Here is a 25,874-nt window from a genome sequence, read left to right on the forward strand (position 1 = left end):
CGCATTCGGCGTTAAGCGTGCATGTCCCGGTGCGCCGCCGCGAGTTCCTTGTAGTGCGCGGCGTTGTTCTTCACGCCCTCAAACTCCTCATCGGTGAGTTCACGGCGGACCTTCGCGGGCACGCCGGCCACCAGGGAGCGTGGGGGAATAACCGTGCCCTCCAACACCACGGCGCCGGCGGCAATGAGCGAGCCCGTCCCGATGACAGCGCCATTGAGGATGGTGGCGCTCATGCCGATCAGGCAGTCATCCTCCACAGTGCACCCGTGGACTACGGCGCTGTGCCCCACGGAGACGCGCTCGCCGACGGTGCAGGGGAAGCCCGGGTCGGCGTGGAGGACTACGTTGTCCTGGAGGTTCGAACCTGCGCCGACGCTGATTGCAGCCGTATCTGCGCGGACGGAGGCGCCATAGAAGGCGCTGGAGTCCTGGGCCAACGTTGCCTTGCCGATAATGGATGCGGTGGGTGCCACGAAGGCGGATTCATGGATGGCCGGGGTGTCCCCGGCGAAAGTGTAAGAGGGTGCCATGGTGCCCAGCTTATTTCCCAACTGGGTAACAGCACATGTCGCACTGGGCTCTCAGTGGGACGTTTGCTGTTACCTACATGGGCAAAGGGGTGCGGAGGACCAGGAATTGGTAGTGCTGGACCCAGTTGCCCGCGCCGGGACCGGACTCCACGCCCACACCCTCGGGCCACGTCCGGAAATGCTCGATCGAGCCGTGCTCACCAAAGATCCGGCGCACAGTATCGTCGCTGCGGCGGCTGAAGAACCGCCGCGGTTCATCGAGGTCCTCCGGGTTCAGGACTTCCTCATCGTCACCTGACCAGAGTCCGACGGCGATGGGCGCACCAGGTGCGGTGACCCGCACCAGTTCGCTGACGACGTCGTGAATTCCGCCGTTGGGGACATGCAGAAGTGTGCTCATGGTCCACGCAGCTGAAAAGACCGAATCCCGAAACGGCAGGTTCCGGCCGCTGGCCACAGTTGCCTCAAGTCCGGCCGCGCACGCCAGATGAACACTTTCCGAGGACAAATCCACGCCGGTGTAGTGCAATCCGGCGCGGACGAACTCCAAGCCCTCAACGCCTGTGCCGCACCCCAGCTCGAACAAGGAATGACGGTGTTCGGACTTCAGGAGCCGGATGAACCATTCTCTGCTCTCGACACGGTGTGGCGTGAGCGCGCGGGTGTTCCGAACAGGCGCCTGACGGTCGTAGTAGACCGCCAAATCAGCCTCGTGCTCGGCGTGAGGAATGCCCCGCATACACCCAGCATAGGAGCGGCGTTAGTTGAACACCACGGTCCGGGTGCCATCCAGGAGCACACGGTGTTCGGCGTGCCACTGAACCGCTTGGGCCAGCGTTCGGCCTTCGACGTCGCGACCCATCTGGACGAACTGTGCAGCCGTGCGCGCGTGGTCGACGCGGATGACTTCCTGCTCGATGATCGGACCCTCGTCGAGGTCGGCCGTCACATAGTGGGCCGTGGCACCGATGATCTTCACGCCGCGCGCATGGGCCTGGTGGTAAGGCTTGGCGCCCTTGAAGGAGGGCAGGAAGGAGTGGTGGATGTTGATGGCCTTGCCGTTCAACTCCGTGCACAGATCGTTGGAAAGGACCTGCATGTACCGGGCCAGGACGGTCAACTCGACGTCGTGATCGGCAATGAGCTTCAACAGCTGCGCCTCGGCCTGCGGCTTGGTTTCCGGCGTCACCGGGATGTGGTGGAACGGGATGCCATAGAACTCCGCCAGCGGCTCAAGGTCACGGTGGTTGGACACGATGGCAGGGACCTCAATGGGCAGGGTGCCGGTGCGCTGCTGGAACAGGAGGTCGTTCAGGCAGTGCGCGTCCTTGGAGCACAGGATGATGGTGCGGACCTTTTCGCCAACAGGATTGATCTGCCAGGTCATTCCGAACGATTCGGCTACCGGACGCAGGGCAGAGGCCAGTTCGTCCTGGGTGCTCGACGTCGTTGCCTCCACGCGCATGAAGAAGTTGCCTGTGCTGGGGCTTCCGTACTGCTGGGAGTCGGCGATATTGCAGCCGGCCGTAAGCAGGGCTCCGGCTACCGCGTGGACGATGCCGGGGCGGTCGGGGCAGGAAAGTGTTACTACGAAAGCGGTGGATTCAGTCACACGATCAAGCCTACCCGTGCCGCGTTGTTGTACTGTTAATGGGTCGCAACTGGCGTTGGGTGGACTACCACCAGGGAGCGGCAATCATGAAGACCACGGATCGTACGCCTGGGCCGAGGGTCATGTCTTACCGCCGCATGCACGTGACCGATCCCTCTGTAATCAAGGGGACGCGGGAATGCTGCTGCCGGTAGCCTGACCTGTAGCACCACCCGTTGCCTAGCCAGGAGATCTCCGTGACTACCACAACCACTTCCGCGTCTGTCAGCAACCAGTCGCTCGCCGATCTCGATCCCGAGATTGCAGCAGTCCTCAACCAGGAACTTGGCCGCCAGCGCGGCACCCTGGAAATGATTGCGTCCGAAAACTTTGCGCCCCGCGCGGTGATGGAAGCCCAAGGCTCCGTCCTGACCAACAAGTACGCCGAGGGCTACCCGGGCCGCCGTTACTACGGCGGTTGTGAATACGTCGACGTCGCTGAGCAGCTCGCCATCGACCGCGTCAAGGAACTGTTCGGCGCCGAGTACGCCAACGTCCAGCCGCACTCCGGTGCCCAGGCAAACGCTGCAGCGCTGTCGGCCATGATCACCCCGGGCGACAAGATCCTTGGTCTTTCCCTGGCACACGGTGGCCACCTGACCCACGGCATGAAGCTCAACTTCTCCGGCAAGCTCTACAACGTAGCTGCTTACCAGGTTGAAGAAGACAACTTCCGCATTGACATGGACAAGCTCCGCGAGCAGGCCATCGCCGAGAAGCCGCAGGTCATCATCGCTGGTTGGTCGGCCTACCCCCGCCACCTCGACTTCGCTGCCTTCCGCTCCATCGCCGACGAGGTTGGTGCCCTTCTCTGGACGGACATGGCACACTTCGCCGGTCTTGTTGCTGCAGGCCTGCACCCGAGCCCGGTGCCGCACTCCGACGTCGTCACCTCCACGGTGCACAAGACCCTCGCAGGTCCGCGTTCCGGTGTGATCCTTGGCAAGCAGGAGTGGGCCAAGAAGCTCAACTCCAACGTCTTCCCGGGCCAGCAGGGCGGTCCGCTCATGCACGTCATCGCGGCCAAGGCTGTTGCCTTCAAGATCGCCGGCAGCGAAGAGTTCAAGGAGCGCCAGGAGCGTGTCCTCGAGGGTGCCAAGATCATCGCTGACCGTTTGAACCAGTCCGACGTCGCCGAAGCCGGTGTCTCGGTCCTCACCGGCGGCACCGACGTTCACCTGGTCCTGGTTGACCTGCGCAACTCGCAGCTGGACGGCCAGCAGGCCGAAGACCTCCTGCACTCCGTAGGCATCACCGTGAACCGCAACGCTGTTCCGTTCGACCCCCGCCCGCCGATGGTCACCTCCGGCCTCCGCATCGGTACGCCTGCCTTGGCCACCCGCGGATTCGGTGCCACCGAGTTCACCGAGGTTGCCGAGATCATCGCCACCGCGCTGAAGGCGGGCTCGGCAGCTGATGTCGAGTCCCTCCAGGCCCGTGTCGACAAGCTGGCCGCTGACTTCCCGCTGTACCCGCAGCACGAGCAGTGGTAATTCCGCGATTCCGCGGCTAAGTAACGCATCACCCGGGCACTGAACCGGAGCCCACGGGATCCGCCGCCACATCTTCGGCGGCGGGTCCCGTTGGCATGAGCCATTAGGTCACCCACCAGAAAGAGCAGATGGAATGACACAGTCCACCGCACAGATCCTTGACGGCAAGGCCACCGCCGCAGCCATCAAGGCAGAACTGACCACTCGCGTTTCCGTCCTCGCCGCCCAGGGAATCGTCCCCGGCCTGGGCACCATCCTGGTGGGTTCCGACCCCGGCAGCACCTGGTACGTCGGCGGCAAGCACAAGGACTGCGCCGAGGTTGGCATCCAGTCCATCCGCCGCGACCTCCCCGAGGACATCAGCCAGGAGGACCTCTTGGAGGTTGTGCGCGAGCTCAACGACAACCCGGAATGCACCGGCTACATCGTCCAGCTTCCGCTGCCCAAGCACATTGACCAGGACGTCATCCTCGAAGCCATGGACCCTGATAAGGACGCCGATGGCCTGCACCCGATGAACCTTGGCCGCCTGGTGGCCAACGTCAACGGCGAGATGAAGTCCCCGCTGCCCTGCACCCCCAAAGGCTGTGTGGAGTTGCTCCGCCGCCACAACATTGAACTCAAGGGCAAGCGCGTCCTGGTGGTTGGCCGCGGCGTCACCATCGGTCGCCCCATCGGCCTCCTGCTGACCCGCAAGGAAGTCAACGCGACGGTCATCCTCGCCCACACCGGAACGGTGGACCTGCCGGCGGAACTGAAGCAGGCCGACGTCGTGATTGCCGCTGCCGGCGTGCCGCACATGATCAAGGCTGAAGACCTCAAGCCGGGTGCAATAGTGCTCGACGTCGGCGTCAGCCGAGTGGACGACGGCAACGGCAAGGCCGTGGTCACCGGAGATGTGGACCCGGCAGCTGCCGACGTCGCCGCCTGGCTCTCCCCGAACCCGGGTGGCGTAGGCCCGATGACCCGTGCCATGCTGCTCGCGAACGTCGTGGAGAGTGCTGAGCGCCAGGCGGGCATCGCCTAGGTTCACACGCGCTAAACGAGAGGGCTCTTGCAAGATTATGTGCAAGAGCCCTTTCACATGTCGGTGGGCGCTACTAGTCTGCTGAGGGTGCACAATGAAGCAACCCGCTCCGCAACTCCCACTGAATCGTCGCAAACCCGCTTCGACATGAACCGACCCACCGTCATCAGCGCGCAAAACCTCACCAAGACCTATGGTGACCTCACTGCCGTGGACAACATCTCCTTCGACGTACCGGCGGGGGAGTCCTTCGGGCTGCTGGGCCCCAACGGCGCCGGCAAGTCCACCACCATGAAAATGATCGGTGGCGTCTCCCAACGCACCTCGGGAACGCTCAGCATCATGGGCTTGGATCCCGAGTCGCACGGCCCTGAAGTCCGGGCGCATTTGGGTGTGGTCCCGCAGCAGGACAACCTGGACGAAGAGCTGAAGGTCCGCGAGAACCTGATTGTCTACGGGCGCTACTTCGGCCTGCCGCTGAGCTACTTGCGGCCGAAAGCCGATGAACTGCTGGAATTCGCGCAGCTGACGGACAAGGCAAACTCGAAGGTCGATGCCCTGTCCGGCGGTATGAAGCGGCGGCTCACCATTGCCCGCTCGCTGATCAACGAGCCACGGATCCTCCTCTTGGACGAGCCCACCACCGGCCTGGACCCCCAAGCGCGCCACATCCTCTGGGACCGGCTCTTCCGGCTCAAGGAAAATGGCGTCACCCTCATCCTCACCACGCACTATATGGACGAGGCAGAGCAACTCTGCGATCGCCTGATCGTGGTGGACAAGGGCCGCATCATGGCCGAGGGGTCTCCGGCGAACCTCATCCGCGAGCACTCATCGCGCGAAGTACTCGAGCTCCGGTTCGGGTCTGAGCGGAACGCGACCATCGGCGTCGAACTTCAAGGCGTCGGCGAGCGGCTCGAAACGCTGCCCGACCGCGTGCTCATTTATGCACACGACGGCGAGGCCGCGCTGGAGCAGGTCACTGCGCGCGGGCTGCGCCCCATGACCTCGCTGGTGCGCCGCTCGTCGCTGGAAGACGTGTTCCTGCGGCTCACGGGCAGGAGTCTCGTTGACTAGCGGCACTGACAAACCACTTACGACGGCGGCGCCGCCGTTGCGGGCCCACTCGCCTGAGGTTTCCGCTGCCCGGGCGCGGCGATGGGGCGCCTTTTTCTACGCAGAGCAAGTACTTCGCGTCATGCGCAACTACGGCTGGTCCGTGATCCTGTACAGCGTGGGGCAACCCGTGGCGTACCTCTTTGCCATGGGCGTTGGCTTGGCCAGCCTGGTGGACGCCAACAGCGAAGCCACGTTCGGCGGTGTCAGCTACTTGGAGTTCGTGGCTCCGGCGTTGTTGGTCTCAGCTGCGGTGATGACTGCCTCCGGGGAGTTCTCCTATCCCATCATGGACGGCTTCAAGTGGCGCCGTGTTTTTTATGGCCCACACGCCTCACCGTTGATTCCCGAGCAAATCGCCAGCGGACACATCATGGCCAGCACCCTGAGGTTCCTCCTGCAGTCGGGGGTCTACTTCGTGGTGGTGGCATTGTTCGGTGCTTCGCCGGGTCCGTGGGGCTGGGTGTCGGCCCTCGTCGCTACCGTTGCGGCGCTGTCCTTTGGCCTGCCGCTGATGGCTTATGCGGCCAGCATTAAACAGGACAAGGGGCAGTTTGCGCTGGTGCAACGCTTCATTGTGATGCCGCTGTTCCTGTTCTCGGGGACGTTCTTCCCCCTGGATTCCCTCCCGATCGCTGTCCGTTGGATCGGATGGATTTCACCGGTGTGGCACGGGACTGAGCTGAGCCGCGTATTCACCTACGGGATGGATCAAAGCCCTGTGCTGACCATCATCCACGTGGTTTTCCTGCTGGCCACGGCCGCAGTTGGCTGGATGGTCGTCCGCCGCCAGTTCGTGAAAAGGATGGGCTCATGAGTGTCCTGACAGGTGGCCACAGTGCCACGGATCGTGCGCGGGAGCGGAAGTTCGGCTCTCTTTATTCACGCAATGCCAAAGCCGTGGTGGGCCGCGGATTGATGGCGGCCAAGTCCAGCACATGGCTGGTCATGGTCTCCGGGTTCTTTGAGCCCGTGCTGTTCCTGCTGGCCATGGGCGTGGGCATGGGCTCCATCGTGGGCACTGTCCAAGGCCCTGGCGGCGAGGAGATCAGCTACGCGGCCTACATTGCACCGGCGCTGCTGGCCGTTTCGGCGATGAACGGGGCGATCTACGACTCCACGTGGAACGTGTTCTTCAAGATGAACTTCGCCAAGCTGTACCAGGGGATGCTCTACACCTCCCTGGGACCGCTGGATGTCGCGATCGGTGAGATCTTCCTGGCGCTCCTGCGGGGCCTGCTCTACGCCACTGGATTCACCGCCGTCATGGGCGTCATGGGTTTGCTCACCAGTTGGTGGGCCATCCTGGTCATTCCTGCCTCGGTGCTGATCGCCTTCGGATTCGCGAGCTTCGGAATGGGCATCACCAGCTTCATGAGACTTTCCAGCAGATGGACTGGATCAACTTCTTCCTGCTGCCCATGTTCCTGTTCAGCGCCACGTTCTATCCGCTGAGCGTCTACCCGCAGGTCATCCAATGGTTCATCCAGGCCATGCCCCTGTGGCACGGCGTGGAGTTGCTGCGGCAGATCAGTGTGGGCTCGTTCAGCCCGGCCACCGCAATCCACGTGGCTTACTACCTGGTGATGATCGCTCTCGGGATCATGCTGACCACAGGAAGGCTGCGCCAGCTGTTCCTCAAGTGAAAGCTCCGGTGTTCGCCGTCCGTGGAAGCTGGCACAGGCACCTTCGTGGATTTGAGAGAATAGGTCCATGCAATCTCTCGGTGACCCCCACCCGTCCACGTCCCCCGCCGGCAAAGGCATGTTCAAGGGCTTCCGCATTGGCGGCCTGGGGATGACCGTCGTCATCATCGCGTTCCTGGTGGCCGTCATTTTCGCGGCAAACCAGAACGATGTTGTGGGTTGGGTTGTCGCAGTAGTGGCCTTCGGTTGGTTGGCTCTGGCCGCTTTCGTGGTGTTGAGCATCCGCAAGGCCGCGCAGCGGGCAGGTGCAAAACTGACCGAAGCGCAAAATGCCTTTAACGCCGCAGCCGGCCGCGCGCCGTCGTCGTCCGCTGCTGACAGTGGCGGCACGCGCGTCGTGGCCGAACGCAGCAAGTCAGATGAGGTTCGCGACCTCAAACTGGACCACTCCTTCAAGATCGTCCAAGTGCAGGTCCGTGTTGTGGATGAGGAGCGGGCCAAGGGCGGTGCCGCCGATCAGGACACCATCAACCGCGCACTGGAAACCATCGCCATTACGGCCACCAATGCGCGCGACATGATCAAGTCCTCCGGCGGCTCGGACGAGCCCGTAGCCGGCACCATCATCGACTAGAGTGGACCGGGTGAGTACGGCATTGAAGAAGGACTTCCTTCGCATCGCGTCAGTTAACGTCAACGGCCTGAGGGCTGCCTACAAGAACGGCATGGCGGAATGGCTGGAGCCCCGCGAGGTTGACATTCTCTGCCTCCAGGAAGTCCGGGCACCTGATGACATCGTCAGGAAGCTGATCGGCGAAGGCTGGCACATCCTCCACACCGAAGCTGAGGCCAAGGGCCGCGCAGGTGTTGCCATCGCGTCCCGCGAGGAACCTACTGCCACCCGCGTCGGTATTGGCGATGACTACTTTGACACGTCCGGACGCTGGGTTGAAGCCGATTACACCGTCAAGAACGGTGCCGGCGAATCCACCACGCTCACGGTCGTCAGCGCCTACGTGCACTCCGGAGAAGTGGGAACCCCCAAGCAGGATGACAAGTTCCGTTTCCTCGACGCCATGACGGTGCGCCTGCCTGAGCTCGCCAAGCACAGCGACCACGCTTTGGTAGTGGGCGACCTCAACGTCGGTCACACAGAGTTGGACATCAAGAACTGGAAGGGCAACGTCAAGCGTGCCGGCTTCCTCCCGGAGGAGCGCGCGTACTTTGACCGCTTCCTCGGCGAAGAAATCGGATGGAGGGATGTCCACAGGGGCCTGGCAGGAAATGTCGCCGGCCCCTACACCTGGTGGTCCCAGCGCGGTAAAGCCTTTGACACTGACACTGGCTGGCGCATCGACTACCACCTGGCTACGCCGGGCCTCGCGGCAGCCGCTTTCTCGGCTGTCGTGGACCGGGCGCCTTCGTGGGACACCCGCTTCTCCGACCACGCACCGCTGGTAGTCGACTACCGGCTCTAAGCTCCCTAAGGTATTCCTCCATGACTAGTTCCACCACGACTGAAACCGGCGCACCGGCTGATGCATCCGCCGACCCCAGGGCTGTGACATCCACCAAGCCAGCCGTAGGCGCCAAGCATCGCGTCTTGTCCGGCATGCAGCCCTCCGCTGACTCCTTGCACCTGGGCAACTACCTCGGCGCACTGGTCAACTGGGTCCGGATGCAGGACGAGTACGACGCTGTGTACTTCATCCCGGACCTGCACGCCATCACCGTGCCCCAGGACCCGGCCGAGCTCGCCCACCGCACTCGAGTCACCGCCGCCCAGTACATCGCCGGCGGCGTGGACGTGGAGAAGTGCACTCTCTTCGTCCAGTCCCAGGTCCCTGAGCACGCCCAACTCGCGTGGGTCTTGAACTGCATCACCGGCATGGGCGAAGCTGCCCGCATGACGCAGTTCAAGGACAAGGCGCAGAAGCAGGGGTCGGACCACGCCAGCGTTGGCCTTTTCACGTACCCGATCCTGCAAGCTGCCGATATCCTCCTCTACCAGCCGCACGGTGTGCCGGTGGGCGAAGACCAGCGGCAGCACGTGGAGCTCAGCCGTGACCTCGCCAACCGCTTCAACAGCCGGTTCGGGGAGACGTTCCAGGTTCCCGAAGCCTTCATCCAGAAGGAATCGGCAAAGATCTACGATCTTCAGAACCCGAACGCCAAGATGTCCAAGTCTGCGGAATCACCCGCCGGACTGATCAACCTCCTGGATGATCCCAAGACCGTGGCCAAGCGCATCAAATCGGCCGTCACGGACACTGAAACCGAGATCCGTTACGACCGCGAGAACAAGCCGGGTGTCTCAAACCTGCTGACCATCTACTCGGCCATCAGCGGAACACCGGTAGAGAAGATCGTGGCTGACTACCAAGGCAAGATGTACGGGCACCTCAAGGTTGACCTCGCTGAACTCGTCTCCGGTCACCTGGCACCCATCCGGGAGCGGGCCAACGAGCTCCTGGCCGATCCCGCTGAACTCGACCGGCTCCTGGCCCTCGGAGCAGACAAGGCACGCGACATCGCGTCAGCTACTCTCGCGGACGTCTATTCCAAGGTCGGTTTCCTGCCCTACCGCGGAGATGCCCACCGCGACCTGGGAGTCCGCTAACTCCATGTGCTCCGCTGGCCAGCTCAACGTCAAGACCGACACCCGCAAGGGTGTCGGTCCGGACGACTCTCGCCAGACGGGTGTTGCCGGCACCGACTGCGGCGACGGTGACACCATGTGTGTTGGTGTCATCCTCGGCTTTCCACCGGAGATCGCCCGCGAACTCCAGGAATGGCGCGCCTCCTTCGGTGACCCGATGGCCGAGGTCATTCCTGCCCACATCACACTGATCACCACCACACCTACTCAGGACTGGGCCGCTACCCGCGAGCATGTACGGGAAGTGGCCCGGACCCAGGAACCCTTCCACATCACCATTTCCGGCACGGGTTCGTTCCGGCCCGTGTCACCGGTGGTCTTCGTGAACGTTGAAGAGGGCTTTGAAGAGTGCGTGCAGTTGCACGAGAAACTTCAAACCGGGCCGCTGGAACGGTTGCTCCCGTTCCCATACCACCCGCACGTCACGGTGGCCCACGACGTCGCCCAGGAAAATCTGGATGAGGCCGAAACGGTCCTCAGAGATTACCGGGCGACCTTCCCTGTGGTTAGCATGGGACTTTACGAGCACGACACCAATGGAATATGGCAGCTACGGGAAGAGCTCGACTTTGGCGGCGATACTGACGAAGAACAGCAAACGGATTCACGCCACGCAGGCGGACGCTCCTCCGCTGCCAACTGAGCTGGCCAAGCTCAAACTTGAGCTGCTTCGCAAGAGGCAGGAATGGGGCCAGTCCAAGCGCGCCGGTGATGGCCTGCCGAAGAAGGCCGGAGCGTTCTTTGCCCTCTTCATGGCCAGGCTGAACACCAACCGTGCCTTGCGTTCTTTCCAGCACTACACACGCCAGCATGGGCCTCTGTTGAGTGCGGGTATTGGCTTCAACATGTTCTTCTCCGTGACGGGTCTGCTGACCACTGGCTTTGCAGTGGCGGGAATCGTTTTGGGGGGAAGCCCGGCGCTTCAGGACGCCGTCATCGACAGCGTGGCCGCGGCGGCCCCCGGGCTCCTTCAAGTGGATGGCGGCGAAGGACTGGTGGATCCCCAGTCGTTGCTCAACCCGTCCGGACTTGGCTGGACAGCCCTGATCGCGGCACTAGTGACTGTCTTCATCTCCCTGGGCTGGATAGCAAGCATCCGGGAGGGCATCCGGGGGATCATGAACGCCGCTCCGTTGGTGCGTAATGCTGTCCTCCAGAAGCTCATCGACGCCGGTACCCTGTTGCTCCTCGGAGTCCTTCTGGTCATCAGCGCAGGCGCCTCCCTGATTTTTGGGACAGCCGCCGATTGGTTCATCGGTTTGCTGAAGTTGGACGAGGCAGTGGCCGCACCTATCGCCGCCACCGTCAAGATTGTGGTTCCCCTCCTGCTGAACTGCGCGACGGCGGCAGTACTCTTCCGTATCGCCGCCGGCCTTAAGCTGGGGAGGCGCGCGTTCCTTGAAGCGGTGGTGCTCGCCGGCACAGGGACCACTGTCCTTCAACTTTTCAGCACCGAACTCCTGGCCCGGTCAGGAAACAACCCCGTTCTGGCGTCCTTCGCCATCATCATCGGCCTGCTGATCTGGTTCAACCTGGTGAGCCAGGTGTACCTCGTCTCGGCGTCGTGGTCGGCCATTCGTGAGGCCGATACTGAGTCGGGGGAGACCCCGCGCAAGAAAGTCCTTGGGTCGCGTCGCGTGGCGCCCCGCACCTGACAGTTCTTTCTCCCGGGAGGCGCCATGAACAATCAACTGTGGATCGGCTGCCTCCTCGGGGCTGCCGTTGGTCTCATTGTGGGGCAACTGATCTTTAAGTCCCCTTTCCTGGGCATCCTCATCGGGGTGGGCCTGGGGGCACTTGTCGGGGCTGCAGTGGGACCTCGCCGGGGATAGTGGGCGTGTCCCCTGAGCTGAGGCTAGGGTGCTTGCACCAGCCCTTCCCATGCCACGGTCCAGTCGGCCGGAAACCCGGGGGCGTGGCGGTCCGGACCGTTGTCCCATCCAGCTGCCATGAGAGCGACAGCGGCCAGCAGCCCACCATTTCCTGGCAGGTAGAGCGGCAACGAGTCCGTCTGGCGGTTGTGCCCGTTGGGCAGGACCGTGTTCTTGCCTGCGCTGAGGAGGAGCGCATCCACTGCGGCCTCCGGGTCCTCAAGCCGTGCTGCGGTCATGGCCATCACTGGGTAATCCCAGCCCCAGGTGCTGTCCCAGTCCCAGTCGGCCAGCACGTCCGAGAGTGTTGCCCGCATGATCTCCGGATCAATGATGTCGGTCAGCGGGAGGACTCCAAGGGCGCACAGCATGGACGGATGGTCGGTGCGGATGGTGAAGGGTTCACTATCGATCGCTGCGTACACGCCGCCGATCACCCGCGGAGGGACCATGCCCTCTGCCACGTCGGACCATCCAGGCACCGGTTCCAGGCCCAGACGCTCCCGCCACGCTGAAGCCGTGCGCAGGCCCCACTGCCAGTAGGCCAGCTCGAAGGTGGGGTTGGTGACCTTGGACCGGATGGACCCGTAGCTTTCCTGCGCCGGGATCAGGGGTGGCCCCAGCTCGAATCCCCGCGAGGTGGGGTGGGCAAAGCCGGCCATGAAAGCAGCTGTCTCAAAGACGATCTCCGCGAACTCTTTCAGGACGTCGCAGCTGGGGTTGGCCCGATACACCAGTTCGGCCAGGTGGATGGGGTGCGGCTGCTGCCAAATGAGGAATGTGCCGATCGGACTGGGGCTCTCCCGACCGTCCGGCCCCACCTGCTTGGGCCAGCGAACGCCGTCGAATCCTTGCGCTTTGGCCGTCTGCCGTGAAGTCTCCAACACCGTGGAGTACCACCGCAACGACGGCAGGAGCAGCTCCACACGGTTCCAGTACGCAAAGTGGGCCGCATGCCACCAGTGCATCTCCAGATGGAAGCGGCCACGCCACGAGTTGCACACGAGCCCCGTTTCCTGCGGCGGCAAGGAACCCGCGCAATTAATCGCCGTGAGGTATTGGGACAACACAATCCGGCGTTCCAATTCCTTGGCGCGCGGATCATCGGTGGCATCGAGCTCGATCGCCCCGCCCGAGGACCAGAACTCAGGCCAGTAGGCGGCGGATGCTTCGAAGATTGAACGTGCCGGTGAAAGTGCGACGCCGGTCCGCGCCTCCGCAGGGCCCTCCGGCTGGTGGGCGTGGTTGGCTGGCCTGTTGTTGCCCCTCGCGATACAGTCGCCATCCCCGGCCGACACGAACGCCACGGAGAAGTCCAGCACCGTATCGCTGCCCGGTGTTCCAGGCGACGCCGGGGCGATGCGGAGATCATGCTGACCGGCCTGTACCACGGCCAGGCTCTGACCAGTGATCACCACCTCGTAGCGGGAATCGTCCAGTTCGCGCTGGGCGGTCCATGCTGTGGATCCGTTGTTTCCCACTGGTGACGGTCCACTGAGCGTGGTGGTGTGGGCATCCGGTCGATCCCAGTCCGCGGCGTCATGCCAGGCCTCGGACCCGTAGGGGAAGCCGACGCCGACAAACAATCCGCCACCAAGCGCAGTGGACTCCACACGGAAGCCGAGCTCATCCCGGTCCGGGTGGCACGCCGTCGTCACTTTCACCCGGTGACCTGCCACTGTGAACAGGCTGGTGATGGCTCCTGTCCAGAGGTCCAGTGTTTGTTCCGTGTCAGTGATGTCCGCTGCATTCAACGGACGCTCGGTGCCATCGTGCAGCCAGCGAAAGCCGATGCGCCCCAAGTCCAGCCGGTGCGCGTTCGACCTGAGCCACGTTTCCGCCACGGAGGTGTCGGTTTCACGATCGTTCACGATGTCACCCACCATGTCCACGTAAGGGACTGGGCCGCGGGGCGAATCGTAAAGGACGGTGGATCCAGCGAGGTGGTAGGGGTGGGGTGGTGGAACGGAGTGCCAGCCCCACTGCGCTTGCGTTCCCAGGAGTGTCCCGGGTGGCAGGTCGTCACGTGCGCCCACGGGGTAGTCGGTGGGTAATGACTGCAGCCCGGTGAGGTCCACGGTGAAGGCGAACTCGCCGTTGCCGACGGAGACGGGGCTGCGAGGATCCAGTTGCTGCTGCCGGACGTTGTGCCGCCGGACCAGTGCCTTGCGATCAATAGCGGGGTGTGGCGGGTTCATGTCAGCCTTTCTGAAGGGATGACGCCGGCGAGCGTCACGGTGTCCTCAAGTTCAAGGAGCGGGAAGAACGCTGCCCGTTCGTAGGGAGTTTCGTTTGGCTGGTGCAACGTCAGGAACAGGCTTCCGTCCAGGTGGCGGCCAATCATTCCATGGCCGCCATCTGCGCTCCAGAGAGGATCGGGCTCTTGCTTCCAGGGGCCCAGCACTGTCCCTGATTCGCTGCGGGCAATCCCCATGGCGTAACCGTTGTCACCGAAGCTGGACCACAGCATGATGAGTTTTCCGCTTGAAAGCCGGAAGAGGAACGGACCATCGGTGACATACACAGGAAACCCGCGGTCCCGGACGGATGGGACATCAAGGGCGCGGGACCAAGGAGCCTCCGATGCGCTGAAAAGGAACACCGGCACGCCCTTGGCGCTGCGCAGGTCCGGGTCGAGGCGCTGGGCCATCATGGCGCCGTCGTGTACCTGCTTCCATTCATGGCAGAAGACCAACCACGGCGTTCCGTCGTCGTCCACATGGAGCGTGCCGTCCAAGCATTGCCAATTTCCGGGCGTGACCGGACCGTCGCTCCATGGTTCGTAGGGACCCTCGGGCTTGTCTGCTGCCAGTATCTGCGTTCCGCGGAGGCGCCCGGGCGCAATGAAGGTGGCGAACATGAAGAAGCGCCCTTGGTACTCATGGACTTCGGGGGCCCAGTACTGCTCCTGGCTCCAAAATCCGCGCGGCGGCCTGAACGCCTCAAGGGGGCCCTGCCAGGTGAGCAGGTCGCTGCTTCGATAACAGTCGAATCCAGTGGCCTGTCCTGACCAGATGTTTTTGTCCGTGCTGCCGAACAGGAGATAATCGCCGGACGTGGGCTGGGTCAGCACGAAGGGGTCCCGGATCTGGATCTGGTTCAATCGTAGGTCCACTGCGTCCTCCTTGACGGATCCAAATAGTTCATATTCCAAACTATTGACGAATATACACCGCCTTGATACGTTTCAGGAACCGTTTTCTTGAGCCTGAAAGAAGCTTACCCAATGACGCGTAAATCTCTCCGACATCTCCGTAAGTCCATCGCTTTCGTAGCAGCCGTCAGCATGCTGGGCCTCACTGCGGCCTGCTCCAGCCCCTCCTCCAACCAGCCGGAAGATGGGCCAGTGGAGATCAGGTTCTCGTGGTGGGGCAACGCCACCCGGGCCGACCTCACCAACAAGGCCATCAAGGAATTCGAGGCGGCCAACCCCAATATCAAGGTCAAGCCGGAATACGGGGACATCGGCGGCTACTTCGACAAGCTGGCCACCCAAGTTGCAGCCAACGATGCCCCTGACGTCATCACCATGGGTGGCGCCTACCCGGCCGAGTACGCCAACCGTGGCGCCCTCCTGGATCTGTCCAAGGTGGAGGGTTCGCTGGATCTGTCCAAGATGGACCAGGGAGCACTGGAAAATGGGCAGGTCCAGGGCAAGCAGTACGGCGTCTCCACCGGTGCCAACGCCCTGGCCATCGTCGTCAACCCTGCCGTGTTCCAGGCTGCGGGTGTTGCCTTGCCGGATGACAGCAAATGGTCCTGGGACGATTTCGCCAAGACGGCAGAGGACATCACAGCCAAGAGTCCCAAGGGGACCTACGGCACCGCTACCGTCCTGACGCATGACTCGCTGGATGCCTTCGCCCGACAGCGCGGGAAGTCCCTCTATACCCAGGACGGCCAGTTGGGTCTGGACAAGGACACCGTGCGGGATTATTTCGATTTCTCGGTGAAACTCAGTGAATCAGGCGCCGCTCCCAGCGCCTCGGAGACGGTGGAGAAGCTCAACGTCAGCACCGAGCAGACACTCATGGGCATGGGCCAGGCCGGCATGATGTTGACCTGGACCAACTCACTGACTGCCCTCAGCAAGGCCTCCGGTGCAGACTTGAAACTGCTTAAACTGCCTGGCGAGACGCCCACACCCGGGATCTGGCTCCAGTCTTCGCAGTTCTACACCATTTCAGCCCGGAGCAAGCACGCGGATGCTGCCGCCAAGCTGGTCAGTTTCCTGGTGAACAATGAGGCCGCAGCAAAAATCATCCAGAGCGACCGCGGGGTGCCCAGCAACTCCGGCATGCGCACGGCCATCCAGGACCTCCTGACGCCCCAGGGAAAAGTGGAAGCCGCCTATATCGACCAGATCGGCAAGATGGACTTCGCGCCAACGTTCATCGGTCCCACCGGTTCCACGGCGGTCTCCGAGATCACGGCCCGCATCAACACCGAAGTCCTCTTCAAGCGGTTGAGCCCGAAGAAGGCAGCAGAGCAGTGGCTGAGCGAGAGTAAAGCGGCCATCGGCAAGTAGTACCCAACTAGGTGACAGCAAATGCTCTACTGAGGCGTCAGTGGAGCGTTTGCTGTTACCTACATGGGCGGCTGGGCCCTCAGCCGGCGTCGCGGACCTAGCTGACTTCCAGGTAGGGGTCCGCCCACGCTCCGATGATGCGCGCAACCCGTGCGGCCTGGCCCTTTCCGGTAAGGAGATGCTCGCTGCCCTCCAGGGAGATGAAACTCCGGGGGTGCCGGGCCGTACGGAAGATCTCGCTGGCGTTGTCGATCCCCACGGTGTTGTCGGTGGGGGAGTGCATCACCATCAGCGGCTTGTGAAGGGTGCGGATGCAGTCGCGCAAGTCGGCGCGTTCCACGTCCTCCACAAAGTGGCGGCGTACCTCCATGGGACGTCCGCCGAGGTCAACCACGGCGCTGCCGTCGCGCAGGATGTCCTCAATCTCCGTGTCGAACATGTGCTCGACGTGCTTGGGCTCGTACGGTGCGGCAACGGTCACCACGGCGTTCAGGCCAGGGACGTCGCGGGCTGCGGCCAACACGGCTGCACCGCCGAAGGAGTGGCCCACCAGCAAGGAGATTCCCCGGCCCTGCTCCCTCATGAACTCCGCGGCCAGGATGGTGTCGGCCACCTTCACGCTGAACGATCCCGCTGACCATTCACCGGCAGAACCGCCCAAACCCAGGTTGTCGAAACGCAGCATGCCGACGCCCTGCTCAGCCAATCCCTTGCAGATGCGGGAAGCGGCGGGGCTGTCCTTGCCGAGGGTCAGTCCGTGTGAGTACAAGCCCCAGCCGCGGACGGGCCCTTCCGGGACGTCCACGATGCCGGCCAGGGTGTCGCCGGTACTTCCCGTGAAGCTGATCTTTTCAGAGCGTGACACGCTGATCTCCTTGCATTGCGGTGGCGTTTTCCGTGACGGATCCGGCGGCGGCTGGCTTCGACACTTGGTTAACGACGACGGCGCCCCCCACCAGCAGTGGTGAGTGGCGCCGTCGTCGTGGTTGTTCTTGTACGAAACGCGAACTAGATCTTGCGGGACAGGATGGCCTGCTTGACCTCTGCGATTGCCTGGGTCACCTGGATGCCACGGGGGCAGGCTTCCGAGCAGTTGAAGGTGGTGCGGCAGCGCCACACGCCTTCTTTGTCGTTGAGGATCTCAAGGCGCATGTCGCCGGCATCATCACGGGAATCGAAGATGAAGCGGTGCGCGTTGACGATCGCTGCCGGACCAAAGTACTGGCCGTCGGTCCAGAAGACCGGGCAGGATGAGGTGCAAGCGGCGCACAGGATGCACTTGGTGGTGTCATCAAAGCGCTCACGGTCCTCAACGGACTGCAGGCGTTCCTTGGTGGGCTCGTGGCCCTTGTTGATAAGGAACGGCATGACTTCGCGGAAGGACTGGAAGAAGGGTTCCATATCCACGATCAGGTCCTTCTCCACGGGGAGGCCCTTGATCGGCTCGACGGTGATGGGCTTGGTGGTGTCCAGGTCCTTCAGCAGCGTCTTGCAGGCGAGGCGGTTGCGGCCGTTGATGCGCATGGCGTCTGAACCACAGACACCGTGGGCGCAGGAGCGGCGGAAGGAAACGCTGCCGTCGATCTCCCACTTGACCTTGTGGAGGGCATCCAACACGCGGTCCGTGCCATACATGGTCAGCTTGTAGTCATCCCAGCGTGCCTCGTCCGAAATTTCGGGATCGTAGCGGCGCACGCGGAGCGTGATGTGGAACGTGGGGATTTCACCGTCGCCGGCAACACTTGCCGGGAGCTCGATCTTGGAAGCGGGCTCTGCCATTTCGGTCGTCATTAGTACTTACGCTCCATCGGCTCGTAACGGGTGAAGATAACGGGCTTCGTCTCAAGACGGATGCCCGCGACGGATTCCGCCGAGGAGTCGACGGTGACGGAGGTGTCCAGGTAGGCCATGGAGTGCTTCATGAACTTCTCGTCATTGCGGTCCGGGAAGTCTTCGCGGTAGTGGCCGCCGCGGGACTCTTCACGGTGCAGTGCACCAACAGTCATGACCTTGGCCATGTCCAGGAGGAAGCCCAGTTCCACGGCTTCCAGGAGGTCAAGGTTGAAGCGCTTGCCCTTGTCCTGAACGGTGACGTGCTTGTACCGCTCCTCGAAGGAAGCGATGTCGCGAAGGACCTGTTCCAGGGATTCCTTGGTACGGAACACCTGCATGTTGGCGTCCATGGTGTCCTGCAGTTCCTTGCGGATCTGCGCAACACGCTCGGTGCCGTTGCCGGTGAGCAGGCCGTCCAGGATGCCGCGGGTCATTGCCTCGGGGTCCTCGGGCAGCTCGACGTAGTCGGCCGTCTTGGCGTACTCCGCAGCAGCGATGCCCGCGCGCTTGCCGAACACGTTGATGTCCAGGAGCGAGTTGGTGCCGAGGCGGTTGGAGCCGTGCACGGACACACAAGCAACTTCACCGGCGGCGTAAAGGCCCGGGACGATCGTGTCGTTGTCCTGGAGCACTTCCGTGGTGATGTTGGTGGGGATGCCACCCATGGCGTAGTGCGCCGTGGGGAACACGGGAACCGGATCGGTGAACGGTTCCACACCAAGGTAGGTGCGGGCGAACTCCGTGATGTCCGGAAGCTTGGCTTCGATGTGAGCCGGCTCAAGGTGGGTCAGGTCCAGGAGGACATAGTCCTTGTTAGGGCCGCAACCGCGGCCTTCGCGCACTTCGTTCGCCATGGCACGGGCCACGATGTCACGGGGTGCGAGGTCCTTGATGGTGGGGGCGTAGCGCTCCATGAAGCGCTCACCCTCTGAGTTGCGCAGGATGGCACCTTCACCACGTGCACCCTCGGTGAGGAGGATGCCCAGGCCGGCGAGGCCGGTCGGGTGGAACTGGAAGAACTCCATGTCTTCCAGGGGGATGCCGCGGCGGAAGGCAATGCCCATGCCGTCACCCGTGAGGGTGTGGGCGTTGGACGTGGTCTTGAAGACCTTGCCGGCGCCGCCCGAGGCGAACACCACGGACTTGGCCTGGAAGACGTGAAGTTCGCCGGAAGCGAGATCGTAGGAGACCACGCCGGCAACGCGCTTCTGCTTGTACGGGGTACCGTCTTCGCGCACTGCGTCTTCTTCGACGATCAGCAGGTCCAGAACGTAGTACTCGTTGTAGAACTCAACGTTGTGCTTGACGCAGTTTTGGTACAGCGTCTGCAGGATCATGTGGCCCGTACGGTCGGCTGCATAACAAGCACGGCGGACGGGAGCCTTGCCGTGGTCACGGGTGTGGCCACCGAAACGGCGCTGGTCAATGCGGCCTTCGGGCGTGCGGTTGAACGGCAGGCCCATCTTTTCCAGGTCCAGCACGGCGTCAATGGCTTCCTTCGCCATGACCTCGGCTGCGTCCTGGTCAACCAGGTAGTCGCCACCCTTGATGGTGTCAAAGGTGTGCCATTCCCAGTTGTCTTCTTCGACGTTGGCCAGTGCTGCACACATTCCACCCTGGGCTGCACCGGTGTGCGAACGGGTGGGGTAGAGCTTGGTCAGTACCGCTGTGCGTGCGCGCTGACCGGACTCGATCGCGGCGCGCATGCCGGCGCCACCTGCACCGACAATAACGACGTCGTACTTATGGACCTGCATACCAGATGCTCTCTCTTTCAAAATTCAGATGGTCTGCGGAGGCTGCTCCGCTACGTCAGGCGAACCGGTTCACTCCGCAGAGCCACCGGAAACGCTGCTACGGGGCCGGGCAGAATCCGCCAGGAAGCTGAACGCCGTCAACAACAGGGCACGGGTTGAAGGTGAAGATCACCAGCGTGCCCAGGATGATGATGACCAGGGTGGCCGCGTAGAGGACCATCTTGAGCCAGAAGCGCGTGGAATCCTTCTCGGCGTAGTCGTTGATGATGGTGCGGACGCCGTTGGTTCCGTGCAGCATGGCAAGCCACAGCATGGCGAGGTCCCAGAACTGCCAGAACGGATCTGCCCACTTGCCGGCAACAAAGCCGAAGTCGATCGCGTGGATGCCTTCGCCTACCAGCAGGTTCACGAAGAGGTGGCCGAAGATCAGCACCACCAGGACGATGCCGGAAAGGCGCATGAAGAGCCAGGCGATCATCTCGAAGTTGCCGCGGCTGGAGCCGGTGCGGTTGTACTTCGGGGCGATTTTTCCGCTGCGCGGGGATTCGATGGTTGTCATGGCTTAGTGGCCTCCCAGCGCGAGGGAAAGGTGGCGGATGGCGAAGCCGGCGAACGTGACCAGCCACAGCGCAAGCACGATCCACAGCATCTGGCGCTGGTACTTGGCGCCCTTCTTCCAGAAGTCGATGGCAATCACGCGCAGGCCGTTGAAGGCGTGGAAAATGATCGCAGCGACCAGGCCCGTTTCCCCCAGGGCCATGAGGGGGTTCTTGTAAGCACCAATGACGGCCGTGTAGGCCTCAGGGGACACGCGCACCAATGAGGTGTCCAACACATGGACCAACAAGAAGAAAAAGATCACTACACCGGTAATACGATGTCCAACCCAGGACCACATGCCTTCACGGCCGCGGTACAAGGTGCCAGCTGGTTTTGTCGGCACTGATTAAACCTTCCTGCAACACAGCGGCGCTGGCATGGGATCCACGCGGGGGGAACGCCTGCTGCGAGAGCACTCGTAGCTCACGCCTAAATCTAGGCTTCGCTCACAGCATATTCAATTTAGGACGGGCTTCTCTCCTTGTTAATTCCATGTTTCCTGCCAGTATTCAGGCGATTTTGCCCAGTCCCTGAGACGAACGCCACATGCGTGGCGTACTGCGGGGCTTCGCGCTTGCGTCGGATAAAGTGTTGCGGTGAGTACAGAAGACGCGAAATACCCGGAATCGCCCATGAACCGCTTCCATGCGGTTATTCCGGCCGGCGGTGTGGGGACCCGGTTGTGGCCGCTCTCGCGGGCCGCTGCGCCCAAGTTCCTCCACGACCTGACCGGTTCCGGCAGTACGTTGTTGAGGGCCACCTATGACCGCCTGGAGCCGCTGGCCGGTGAAAGGGTGCTCGTAGTGACAGGCGAGGCCCACCGTGCCGCTGTTTGCCGCCAGCTCCCTGAAATCGGGGACGACGAACTGGTGCTCGAGAGCGAGCCCAAGGACTCCGGTGCTGCGATTGGACTGGCCGCTGCCATCCTGTACCGCCGCGACCCGGACACCATCATGGGCTCCTTCGCAGCGGACCAGGTCATCAGCCCGGACCATCTTTTCCAGGAAACGGTGCGCGAGGCCATCTACACGGCCGCCATGGGCAAGATCGTCACCATCGGCATTAAGCCCACGCACCCCTCCACCGGTTTTGGCTACATCCGTTCCGGCGCTGCCCTCAACGTGGAAGGCGCACCGAACGCGCTGGCGGTGGCTGAGTTCGTGGAGAAGCCAAGCCAGGAAGTCGCCAATAAATATGTAGAAGCAGGGGACTACGTCTGGAACGCGGGCATGTTCGTTGCTCCCGTGGCGCTCATGCTGAAGCACCTTGAAGCCAACCAGCCCGAACTGTTCAAGGGCCTCCAGGAAATCGCAGAGGCCTGGGACACTCCCCAGCGCGCCGAAGTCACCGCGCGGGTGTGGCCCACGTTGCCCAAGATCGCGATCGACTATGCCGTGGCCGAGCCCGCAGCGGCAGCCGGCGATGTCGCCGTCGTGCCTGGCACTTTCCGTTGGGACGACGTTGGCGACTTCGCTGCGATCGGCCGCCTCAACAATGCCGGCGATGTGGACGAGGTGACCGTGCTCGGTGAAGGCGCCCGTGTGTTCGCGGAGAATGCCAGCGGCGTGGTGGTCTCCGACACCAAGCGCGTCATCGCCCTGATCGGCATCAAGGACGTGGTCATCGTGGACACCCCGGACGCGCTCCTGGTCACCACCAAGGAACACGCGCAATTGGTCAAGGGGACCGTTGACGCCCTCAAAGCCAGCGGCGATACGGACGTGCTGTAACGCAGCTCCTTATACCGTGAGCCACCTCTTTGGTTGTCCTGCGCCTGAACGCAGCGTAACCAAGAGGTGGCTTTCGTTCTTTGCGTGCCGCGGATGGCTAGAGTTGTGACGTGCGCAATTACACGACTGAAACCGAGCCCGCTCCCGTTGTGAGTCCTTGGGTTGATGAACTGCTGCCCGGACTCATCGAATTCCGGCGTGACCTCCATGCGCACCCCGAACTCTCCTTCAAGGAATTCCGCACTACGGACAAACTCGTGGAGCGGCTCGAAGCGGCAGGACTGAAGCCGCGGCGGCTGGAGGAGACCGGGCTGACGGTTGACGTGGGCGAGGGTCCCATTGCCACCGCCCTCCGTGGCGACATCGACGCACTGCCGATCATCGAGGAGACCGGCCTGCCCTTCGCTTCGAAGAACCATGGCGTTACCCATGCTTGCGGGCACGACGTCCACACCACTGCCATGCTCGGCATTGCCTTGACGCTGCAGCGGATGCACAAGAACAATCCTCTGGGCGGCACAGTCCGGATCATCTTCCAGCCGGCCGAGGAAACCATGCCGGGTGGGGCGCTGTCCTGCATTGAGCAGGGAGTCCTTGAGGGTGTGCCGCGCATCCTTGCGCTGCACTGCGATCCCCGGATCAACGTGGGCCAGATCGGCACCCGCATCGGGGCGATTACCTCTGCCTCGGACACCATCAAGATTGAGCTTTCCGGCCGGGGCGGCCACACGTCCAGGCCACACCTGACCGAGGACCTTGTGTTCGCGCTGGCCCAAATAGCGGTCAATGTTCCGGCCGTCCTTTCCCGCCGGGTGGACGTCCGCAGTGGCGTGTCCGTTGTCTGGGGCCAGATCTCCGCAGGCTCTGCCCCCAATGCCATCCCCGGCTCCGGTTACATGGCCGGCACCATGCGTTGCCTCGACCGCGATGCCTGGCACAGCGCGGGGGAGCTGCTGGACGACGTCGTCCGGCAAGTTGCTGCGCCGTACGGCGTGGACGTCCACCTCGAACACACCCGTGGCGTGCCGCCTGTGGTCAACTCCGAGCACGAGACCGCCCTCATCGAAGCTTCCGCCCGCGCTGAGCTGGGTGAAAACGCTGTGGTGCTCACGCCTCAGTCCATGGGAGGCGAGGACTTTGCCTGGTTCCTGGCAGACCTCCCAGGTGCCATGATGCGCTTGGGCACGCACACCCCCGGCGGCGAAGAATACGATCTCCACCGTGGTGACTTCATCGTGGATGAGCGTGCCCTGGGCTACGCCATCCGCGTCCTGACCGCCGCCGCCCTGCGCACCATCCGCGACCTCGAGCAGTAGACCCAACCAAGCCGCAGTCAAGCGCGTTTTGACCGCTCAAAACGCGCCCAACTGCGGCTCAGTTGGGTGCGGTCGGGGCAGATAAGTTGTGCACAATTGAATTGTGCACTATCGTTTTATCCATGAGTGATGCACCCCGCCTCCGCCACCAGGTCTGCTTTGCGCTGTATTCGGCGTCCAAAGCCGCGACGGCGGTCTACCGCCCCGTGCTGGAGGACCTTGGCCTGACGTACCCGCAGTACCTGGTGATGCTGGTGCTGTGGGAGCAGGAGCCGCGGAGTGTTCGCGACCTCGGCGCCGAACTGGGACTTGATTCAGGCACATTGTCGCCGCTCCTGAAGCGCCTTGAGGGCCTGGGGTTGGTGGCACGCCGCCGCTCCGCCGAGGACGAGCGCCGCGTGGACGTGATCTTGACCGACGCCGGGACCGCCTTGAGCGATCGTGCCCAGGCTGTGCCCCAGCGCCTCGCGGACGCCGCCGGACTTTCTGCCGGTGAGATCGAACAACTCCACGCCACCCTCGGCAAGCTCACGAAAGCCCTCAACGGCTCACTCTGACAAACTCCCGGAAAATCCCGAGACGTCCATTCCCGAAGAGAAACGGAAACACCATGAAGACTCTCTACACTGCCGAGGCACTGGCCTCCGGCGAAGGCCGCGACGGCAACGCCCGCACCAATGACGGCAAACTGGATGTAGCACTCGCCAGCCCCGTGGAACTCGGTGGCAACGGTGAAGGCACCAACCCCGAGCAGCTTTTCGCCGCCGGCTACGCAGCCTGCTTCCACTCCGCGCTGCGCCTGGTGGGCCGCAAGGAACGTGTTGACCTCAGTGATTCCGCCGTCGCCGCCAAGATCCACTTCGGTGCACTGACTGACAGCGAAGGCTACGGCCTGGCTGCAGAACTCGAGATCGCGCTGCCTGCCCTGGACCGCACCACCGCTGAAGAGTTGATGGTCAAGGCGCACCAGATCTGCCCGTACTCCAACGCCACCCGCGGCAACATGGCCGTAGACCTCAAGCTCGTGGAGTTCGCAGCATGAGCGTCGCCGCTACCGAAACCCGCGAAATCCAGCTTGCTTCCCGCCCGGTGGGCCGTCCGGTTCCAGAGAATTTCCGGCTGGCAACAGCGCAGCTCCCCGAGCTCGCCGAGGGACAGCTCCTGGTGAAGAACCAGTTCATGTCAGTGGATCCCTACATGCGTGGCCGCATGAACGACGTCAAGTCCTACTCGGCGCCGTTCCGCCTCGATGCAGCGCTCGACGGCGGTGCGGTAGGTGAGGTCATCGCGTCCCGGTCCGACGCGCACAAGGTGGGTGACGTCGTCGTGCATCAACTCGGCTGGCGTGAGCACGCCGTAGTCGACGCCGCGGCAACCACTCCGGTTCCGTCGGGACTGGCCCCAACCTCCGCGTTCCTTGGCGCCCTGGGCATGACCGGCCTGACTGCCTATGCCGGACTGCTCAAGGTGGCAGAGTTCGAGGAAGGCGACGTGGTGTTCGTCTCCGGCGCGGCAGGTGCAGTCGGCTCAATGGTGGGCCAGATCGCCAAGGCCATGGGCGCCTCCAAGGTCATCGGCAGTGCAGGATCGCCGGAGAAGGTAGCCCGGCTGCTGGAGCTTGGATTTGATGCTGCCTTCAACTACAACGATGCGCCCGTGCTGGAGCAGCTGAAGGCAGCTGCGGGGGAGCGCGGCATCGATGTGTACTTCGACAACGTCGGCGGGGAGCACTTGGAAGCCGCGTTGGCCACCCTCACCGTCGGTGGCCGGGTTGCCATGTGTGGAGCCATTGCGCAGTACAACTCCACCGAGCCCCCGATGGCGCCAAGGAACCTGGCCGTGGCGATCGGCAAGCAGCTGACACTGCGCGGATTCCTGGTGGGTGGACAACGGCAGCACGCCGCTGAATTCGCGCAGAAGATGGCCGGCTGGCTCGCCGACGGCAGCGTCAGCTATGACGAAACGATCGTCGACGGCTTGGAAAATGCACCACAGGCCTTCATCGACCTCCTGGATGGCGCCAACACCGGAAAGATGCTTGTCCGCCTCTGATCCACAGGTGAATCGCGTGTGACTTGCGCACCCAGCTACTGCTTGGTAACAAAAGGTCAACAATC

At 63.0% G+C, this 25,874-nt stretch carries 26 protein-coding genes and 1 pseudogene; 17 read left to right on the forward strand and 10 right to left on the reverse strand.

The annotated features are described in order from the left end of the window. Positions 1–11: 11 nt before the first annotated feature. The 3 genes from ABQM86_RS06690 to purU all read right to left on the reverse strand — a co-directional run bounded on the left by ABQM86_RS06690 (position 12) and on the right by purU (position 2,142). Positions 12–530, reverse strand: coding sequence for a gamma carbonic anhydrase family protein (locus tag ABQM86_RS06690; RefSeq protein WP_369746243.1), 519 nt, complete (start codon positions 528–530; stop codon positions 12–14). A gap of 73 nt (positions 531–603) precedes the next feature. Further along, positions 604–1,269: a class I SAM-dependent methyltransferase gene (locus tag ABQM86_RS06695; protein WP_369746244.1), complete on the reverse strand. Its 666-nt coding sequence runs from the start codon at positions 1,267–1,269 to the stop codon at positions 604–606. A gap of 21 nt (positions 1,270–1,290) precedes the next feature. Next, positions 1,291–2,142, reverse strand: coding sequence for a formyltetrahydrofolate deformylase (gene purU, locus ABQM86_RS06700; protein WP_280627422.1), 852 nt, complete (start codon positions 2,140–2,142; stop codon positions 1,291–1,293). A 236-nt stretch (positions 2,143–2,378) separates the two neighbouring features. Here purU and glyA point away from each other — a divergent pair, with 236 nt between their 5' ends. The 11 genes and pseudogenes from glyA (at position 2,379) to ABQM86_RS06755 (ending at position 11,954) form a co-directional block, all read left to right on the forward strand. Continuing rightward, positions 2,379–3,674: a serine hydroxymethyltransferase gene (gene glyA, locus ABQM86_RS06705; protein WP_280627423.1), complete on the forward strand. Its 1,296-nt coding sequence runs from the start codon at positions 2,379–2,381 to the stop codon at positions 3,672–3,674. A gap of 133 nt (positions 3,675–3,807) precedes the next feature. Further along, complete coding sequence (locus tag ABQM86_RS06710; RefSeq protein WP_207596753.1) at positions 3,808–4,701, forward strand: bifunctional methylenetetrahydrofolate dehydrogenase/methenyltetrahydrofolate cyclohydrolase; 894 nt, start codon at positions 3,808–3,810, stop codon at positions 4,699–4,701. A 147-nt stretch (positions 4,702–4,848) separates the two neighbouring features. Beyond that, positions 4,849–5,778 carry an ABC transporter ATP-binding protein gene (locus ABQM86_RS06715; RefSeq protein WP_369746640.1) on the forward strand — a complete coding sequence of 310 codons (930 nt, stop codon included), beginning with the start codon at positions 4,849–4,851 and terminating at the stop codon, positions 5,776–5,778. Between the two features lie 37 nt (positions 5,779–5,815). Next, a complete protein-coding gene (locus ABQM86_RS06720) occupies positions 5,816–6,634 on the forward strand; it encodes an ABC transporter permease (protein ID WP_369746641.1) in 819 nt (272 codons plus the stop codon). Next, positions 6,631–7,463 (forward strand): annotated as a pseudogene (locus ABQM86_RS06725) (ABC transporter permease). Before ABQM86_RS06720 ends, ABQM86_RS06725 begins: the two are co-directional and overlap by 4 nt. Positions 7,464–7,530: 67 nt before the next feature. Further along, positions 7,531–8,097 (forward strand): hypothetical protein, encoded by a 567-nt coding sequence (locus ABQM86_RS06730; protein WP_207596755.1) that lies wholly within the window; start codon positions 7,531–7,533, stop codon positions 8,095–8,097. A gap of 10 nt (positions 8,098–8,107) precedes the next feature. Next, on the forward strand, positions 8,108–8,941 hold the full coding sequence (locus ABQM86_RS06735) for an exodeoxyribonuclease III (RefSeq protein WP_207596756.1): 834 nt from the start codon (positions 8,108–8,110) through the stop codon (positions 8,939–8,941). A gap of 20 nt (positions 8,942–8,961) precedes the next feature. Then, positions 8,962–10,083, forward strand: coding sequence for a tryptophan--tRNA ligase (trpS, locus tag ABQM86_RS06740; RefSeq protein WP_207596757.1), 1,122 nt, complete (start codon positions 8,962–8,964; stop codon positions 10,081–10,083). 4 nt (positions 10,084–10,087) lie between these two features. Next, a complete protein-coding gene (locus tag ABQM86_RS06745; RefSeq protein ID WP_207596758.1) occupies positions 10,088–10,765 on the forward strand; it encodes a 2'-5' RNA ligase family protein in 678 nt (225 codons plus the stop codon). Further along, positions 10,692–11,777 carry a YihY/virulence factor BrkB family protein gene (locus tag ABQM86_RS06750; protein WP_369746245.1) on the forward strand — a complete coding sequence of 362 codons (1,086 nt, stop codon included), beginning with the start codon at positions 10,692–10,694 and terminating at the stop codon, positions 11,775–11,777. Before ABQM86_RS06745 ends, ABQM86_RS06750 begins: the two co-directional genes overlap by 74 nt. A gap of 24 nt (positions 11,778–11,801) precedes the next feature. Beyond that, a complete protein-coding gene (locus ABQM86_RS06755) occupies positions 11,802–11,954 on the forward strand; it encodes a glycine zipper domain-containing protein (RefSeq protein WP_280627428.1) in 153 nt (50 codons plus the stop codon). A 23-nt stretch (positions 11,955–11,977) separates the two neighbouring features. Here ABQM86_RS06755 and ABQM86_RS06760 read toward each other — a convergent pair whose 3' ends face one another. Together ABQM86_RS06760 and ABQM86_RS06765 are read right to left on the reverse strand one after the other, a co-directional pair. Beyond that, positions 11,978–14,191: a hypothetical protein gene (locus tag ABQM86_RS06760; RefSeq protein ID WP_369746246.1), complete on the reverse strand. Its 2,214-nt coding sequence runs from the start codon at positions 14,189–14,191 to the stop codon at positions 11,978–11,980. Further along, complete coding sequence (locus ABQM86_RS06765) at positions 14,188–15,108, reverse strand: glycoside hydrolase family 43 protein (RefSeq protein WP_280627430.1); 921 nt, start codon at positions 15,106–15,108, stop codon at positions 14,188–14,190. The genes ABQM86_RS06760 and ABQM86_RS06765 overlap by 4 nt, the downstream gene beginning before the upstream one ends. 111 nt (positions 15,109–15,219) lie before the next feature. On the opposite strand from ABQM86_RS06765, the gene ABQM86_RS06770 reads away from it, so the two are divergent. Then, positions 15,220–16,521, forward strand: a complete 1,302-nt coding sequence (locus ABQM86_RS06770) for a sugar ABC transporter substrate-binding protein (RefSeq protein ID WP_280627431.1) — start codon at positions 15,220–15,222, stop codon at positions 16,519–16,521. Between the two features lie 97 nt (positions 16,522–16,618). On the opposite strand, the gene ABQM86_RS06775 is transcribed toward ABQM86_RS06770, so the two are convergent. The 5 genes from ABQM86_RS06775 to sdhC all read right to left on the reverse strand — a co-directional run bounded on the left by ABQM86_RS06775 (position 16,619) and on the right by sdhC (position 21,054). Next, entirely contained in the window at positions 16,619–17,386 is a 768-nt protein-coding gene (locus tag ABQM86_RS06775) for a carboxylesterase (RefSeq protein WP_089594135.1), read from the reverse strand. A 143-nt stretch (positions 17,387–17,529) separates the two neighbouring features. Beyond that, positions 17,530–18,312 carry a succinate dehydrogenase iron-sulfur subunit gene (locus tag ABQM86_RS06780; RefSeq protein WP_026542862.1) on the reverse strand — a complete coding sequence of 261 codons (783 nt, stop codon included), beginning with the start codon at positions 18,310–18,312 and terminating at the stop codon, positions 17,530–17,532. After that, positions 18,312–20,111 (reverse strand): succinate dehydrogenase flavoprotein subunit, encoded by a 1,800-nt coding sequence (sdhA, locus tag ABQM86_RS06785; RefSeq protein ID WP_207596763.1) that lies wholly within the window; start codon positions 20,109–20,111, stop codon positions 18,312–18,314. Before sdhA ends, ABQM86_RS06780 begins: the two co-directional genes overlap by 1 nt. Before the next feature lie 97 nt (positions 20,112–20,208). Continuing rightward, complete coding sequence (locus ABQM86_RS06790; RefSeq protein ID WP_017197835.1) at positions 20,209–20,670, reverse strand: succinate dehydrogenase hydrophobic membrane anchor subunit; 462 nt, start codon at positions 20,668–20,670, stop codon at positions 20,209–20,211. A gap of 3 nt (positions 20,671–20,673) precedes the next feature. Next, on the reverse strand, positions 20,674–21,054 hold the full coding sequence (sdhC, locus tag ABQM86_RS06795) for a succinate dehydrogenase, cytochrome b556 subunit (RefSeq protein ID WP_089594138.1): 381 nt from the start codon (positions 21,052–21,054) through the stop codon (positions 20,674–20,676). A 289-nt stretch (positions 21,055–21,343) separates the two neighbouring features. Here sdhC and ABQM86_RS06800 point away from each other — a divergent pair, with 289 nt between their 5' ends. The 5 genes from ABQM86_RS06800 (at position 21,344) to ABQM86_RS06820 (ending at position 25,809) form a co-directional block, all read left to right on the forward strand. Continuing rightward, on the forward strand, positions 21,344–22,441 hold the full coding sequence (locus ABQM86_RS06800; protein ID WP_369746642.1) for a mannose-1-phosphate guanylyltransferase: 1,098 nt from the start codon (positions 21,344–21,346) through the stop codon (positions 22,439–22,441). Positions 22,442–22,551: 110 nt separating this feature from the next. Further along, positions 22,552–23,757 (forward strand): amidohydrolase, encoded by a 1,206-nt coding sequence (locus ABQM86_RS06805; RefSeq protein ID WP_024820064.1) that lies wholly within the window; start codon positions 22,552–22,554, stop codon positions 23,755–23,757. 122 nt (positions 23,758–23,879) lie between these two features. Next, on the forward strand, positions 23,880–24,314 hold the full coding sequence (locus ABQM86_RS06810) for a MarR family winged helix-turn-helix transcriptional regulator (protein WP_369746248.1): 435 nt from the start codon (positions 23,880–23,882) through the stop codon (positions 24,312–24,314). Positions 24,315–24,367: 53 nt separating this feature from the next. Further along, positions 24,368–24,799: an organic hydroperoxide resistance protein gene (locus ABQM86_RS06815; protein ID WP_207596766.1), complete on the forward strand. Its 432-nt coding sequence runs from the start codon at positions 24,368–24,370 to the stop codon at positions 24,797–24,799. Continuing rightward, the gene (locus tag ABQM86_RS06820) at positions 24,796–25,809 is read left to right on the forward strand and encodes an NADP-dependent oxidoreductase (protein WP_369746249.1); all 1,014 of its coding nucleotides are present in this window, start codon (positions 24,796–24,798) and stop codon (positions 25,807–25,809) included. The genes ABQM86_RS06815 and ABQM86_RS06820 overlap by 4 nt, the downstream gene beginning before the upstream one ends. The last annotated feature ends 65 nt before the right edge of the window (positions 25,810–25,874 follow it).

Origin of the sequence: Paenarthrobacter sp. AMU7 (assembly GCF_041200195.1) — a bacterium.
In the GTDB taxonomy this organism is placed as follows: Bacteria; Actinomycetota; Actinomycetes; order Actinomycetales; family Micrococcaceae; genus Arthrobacter.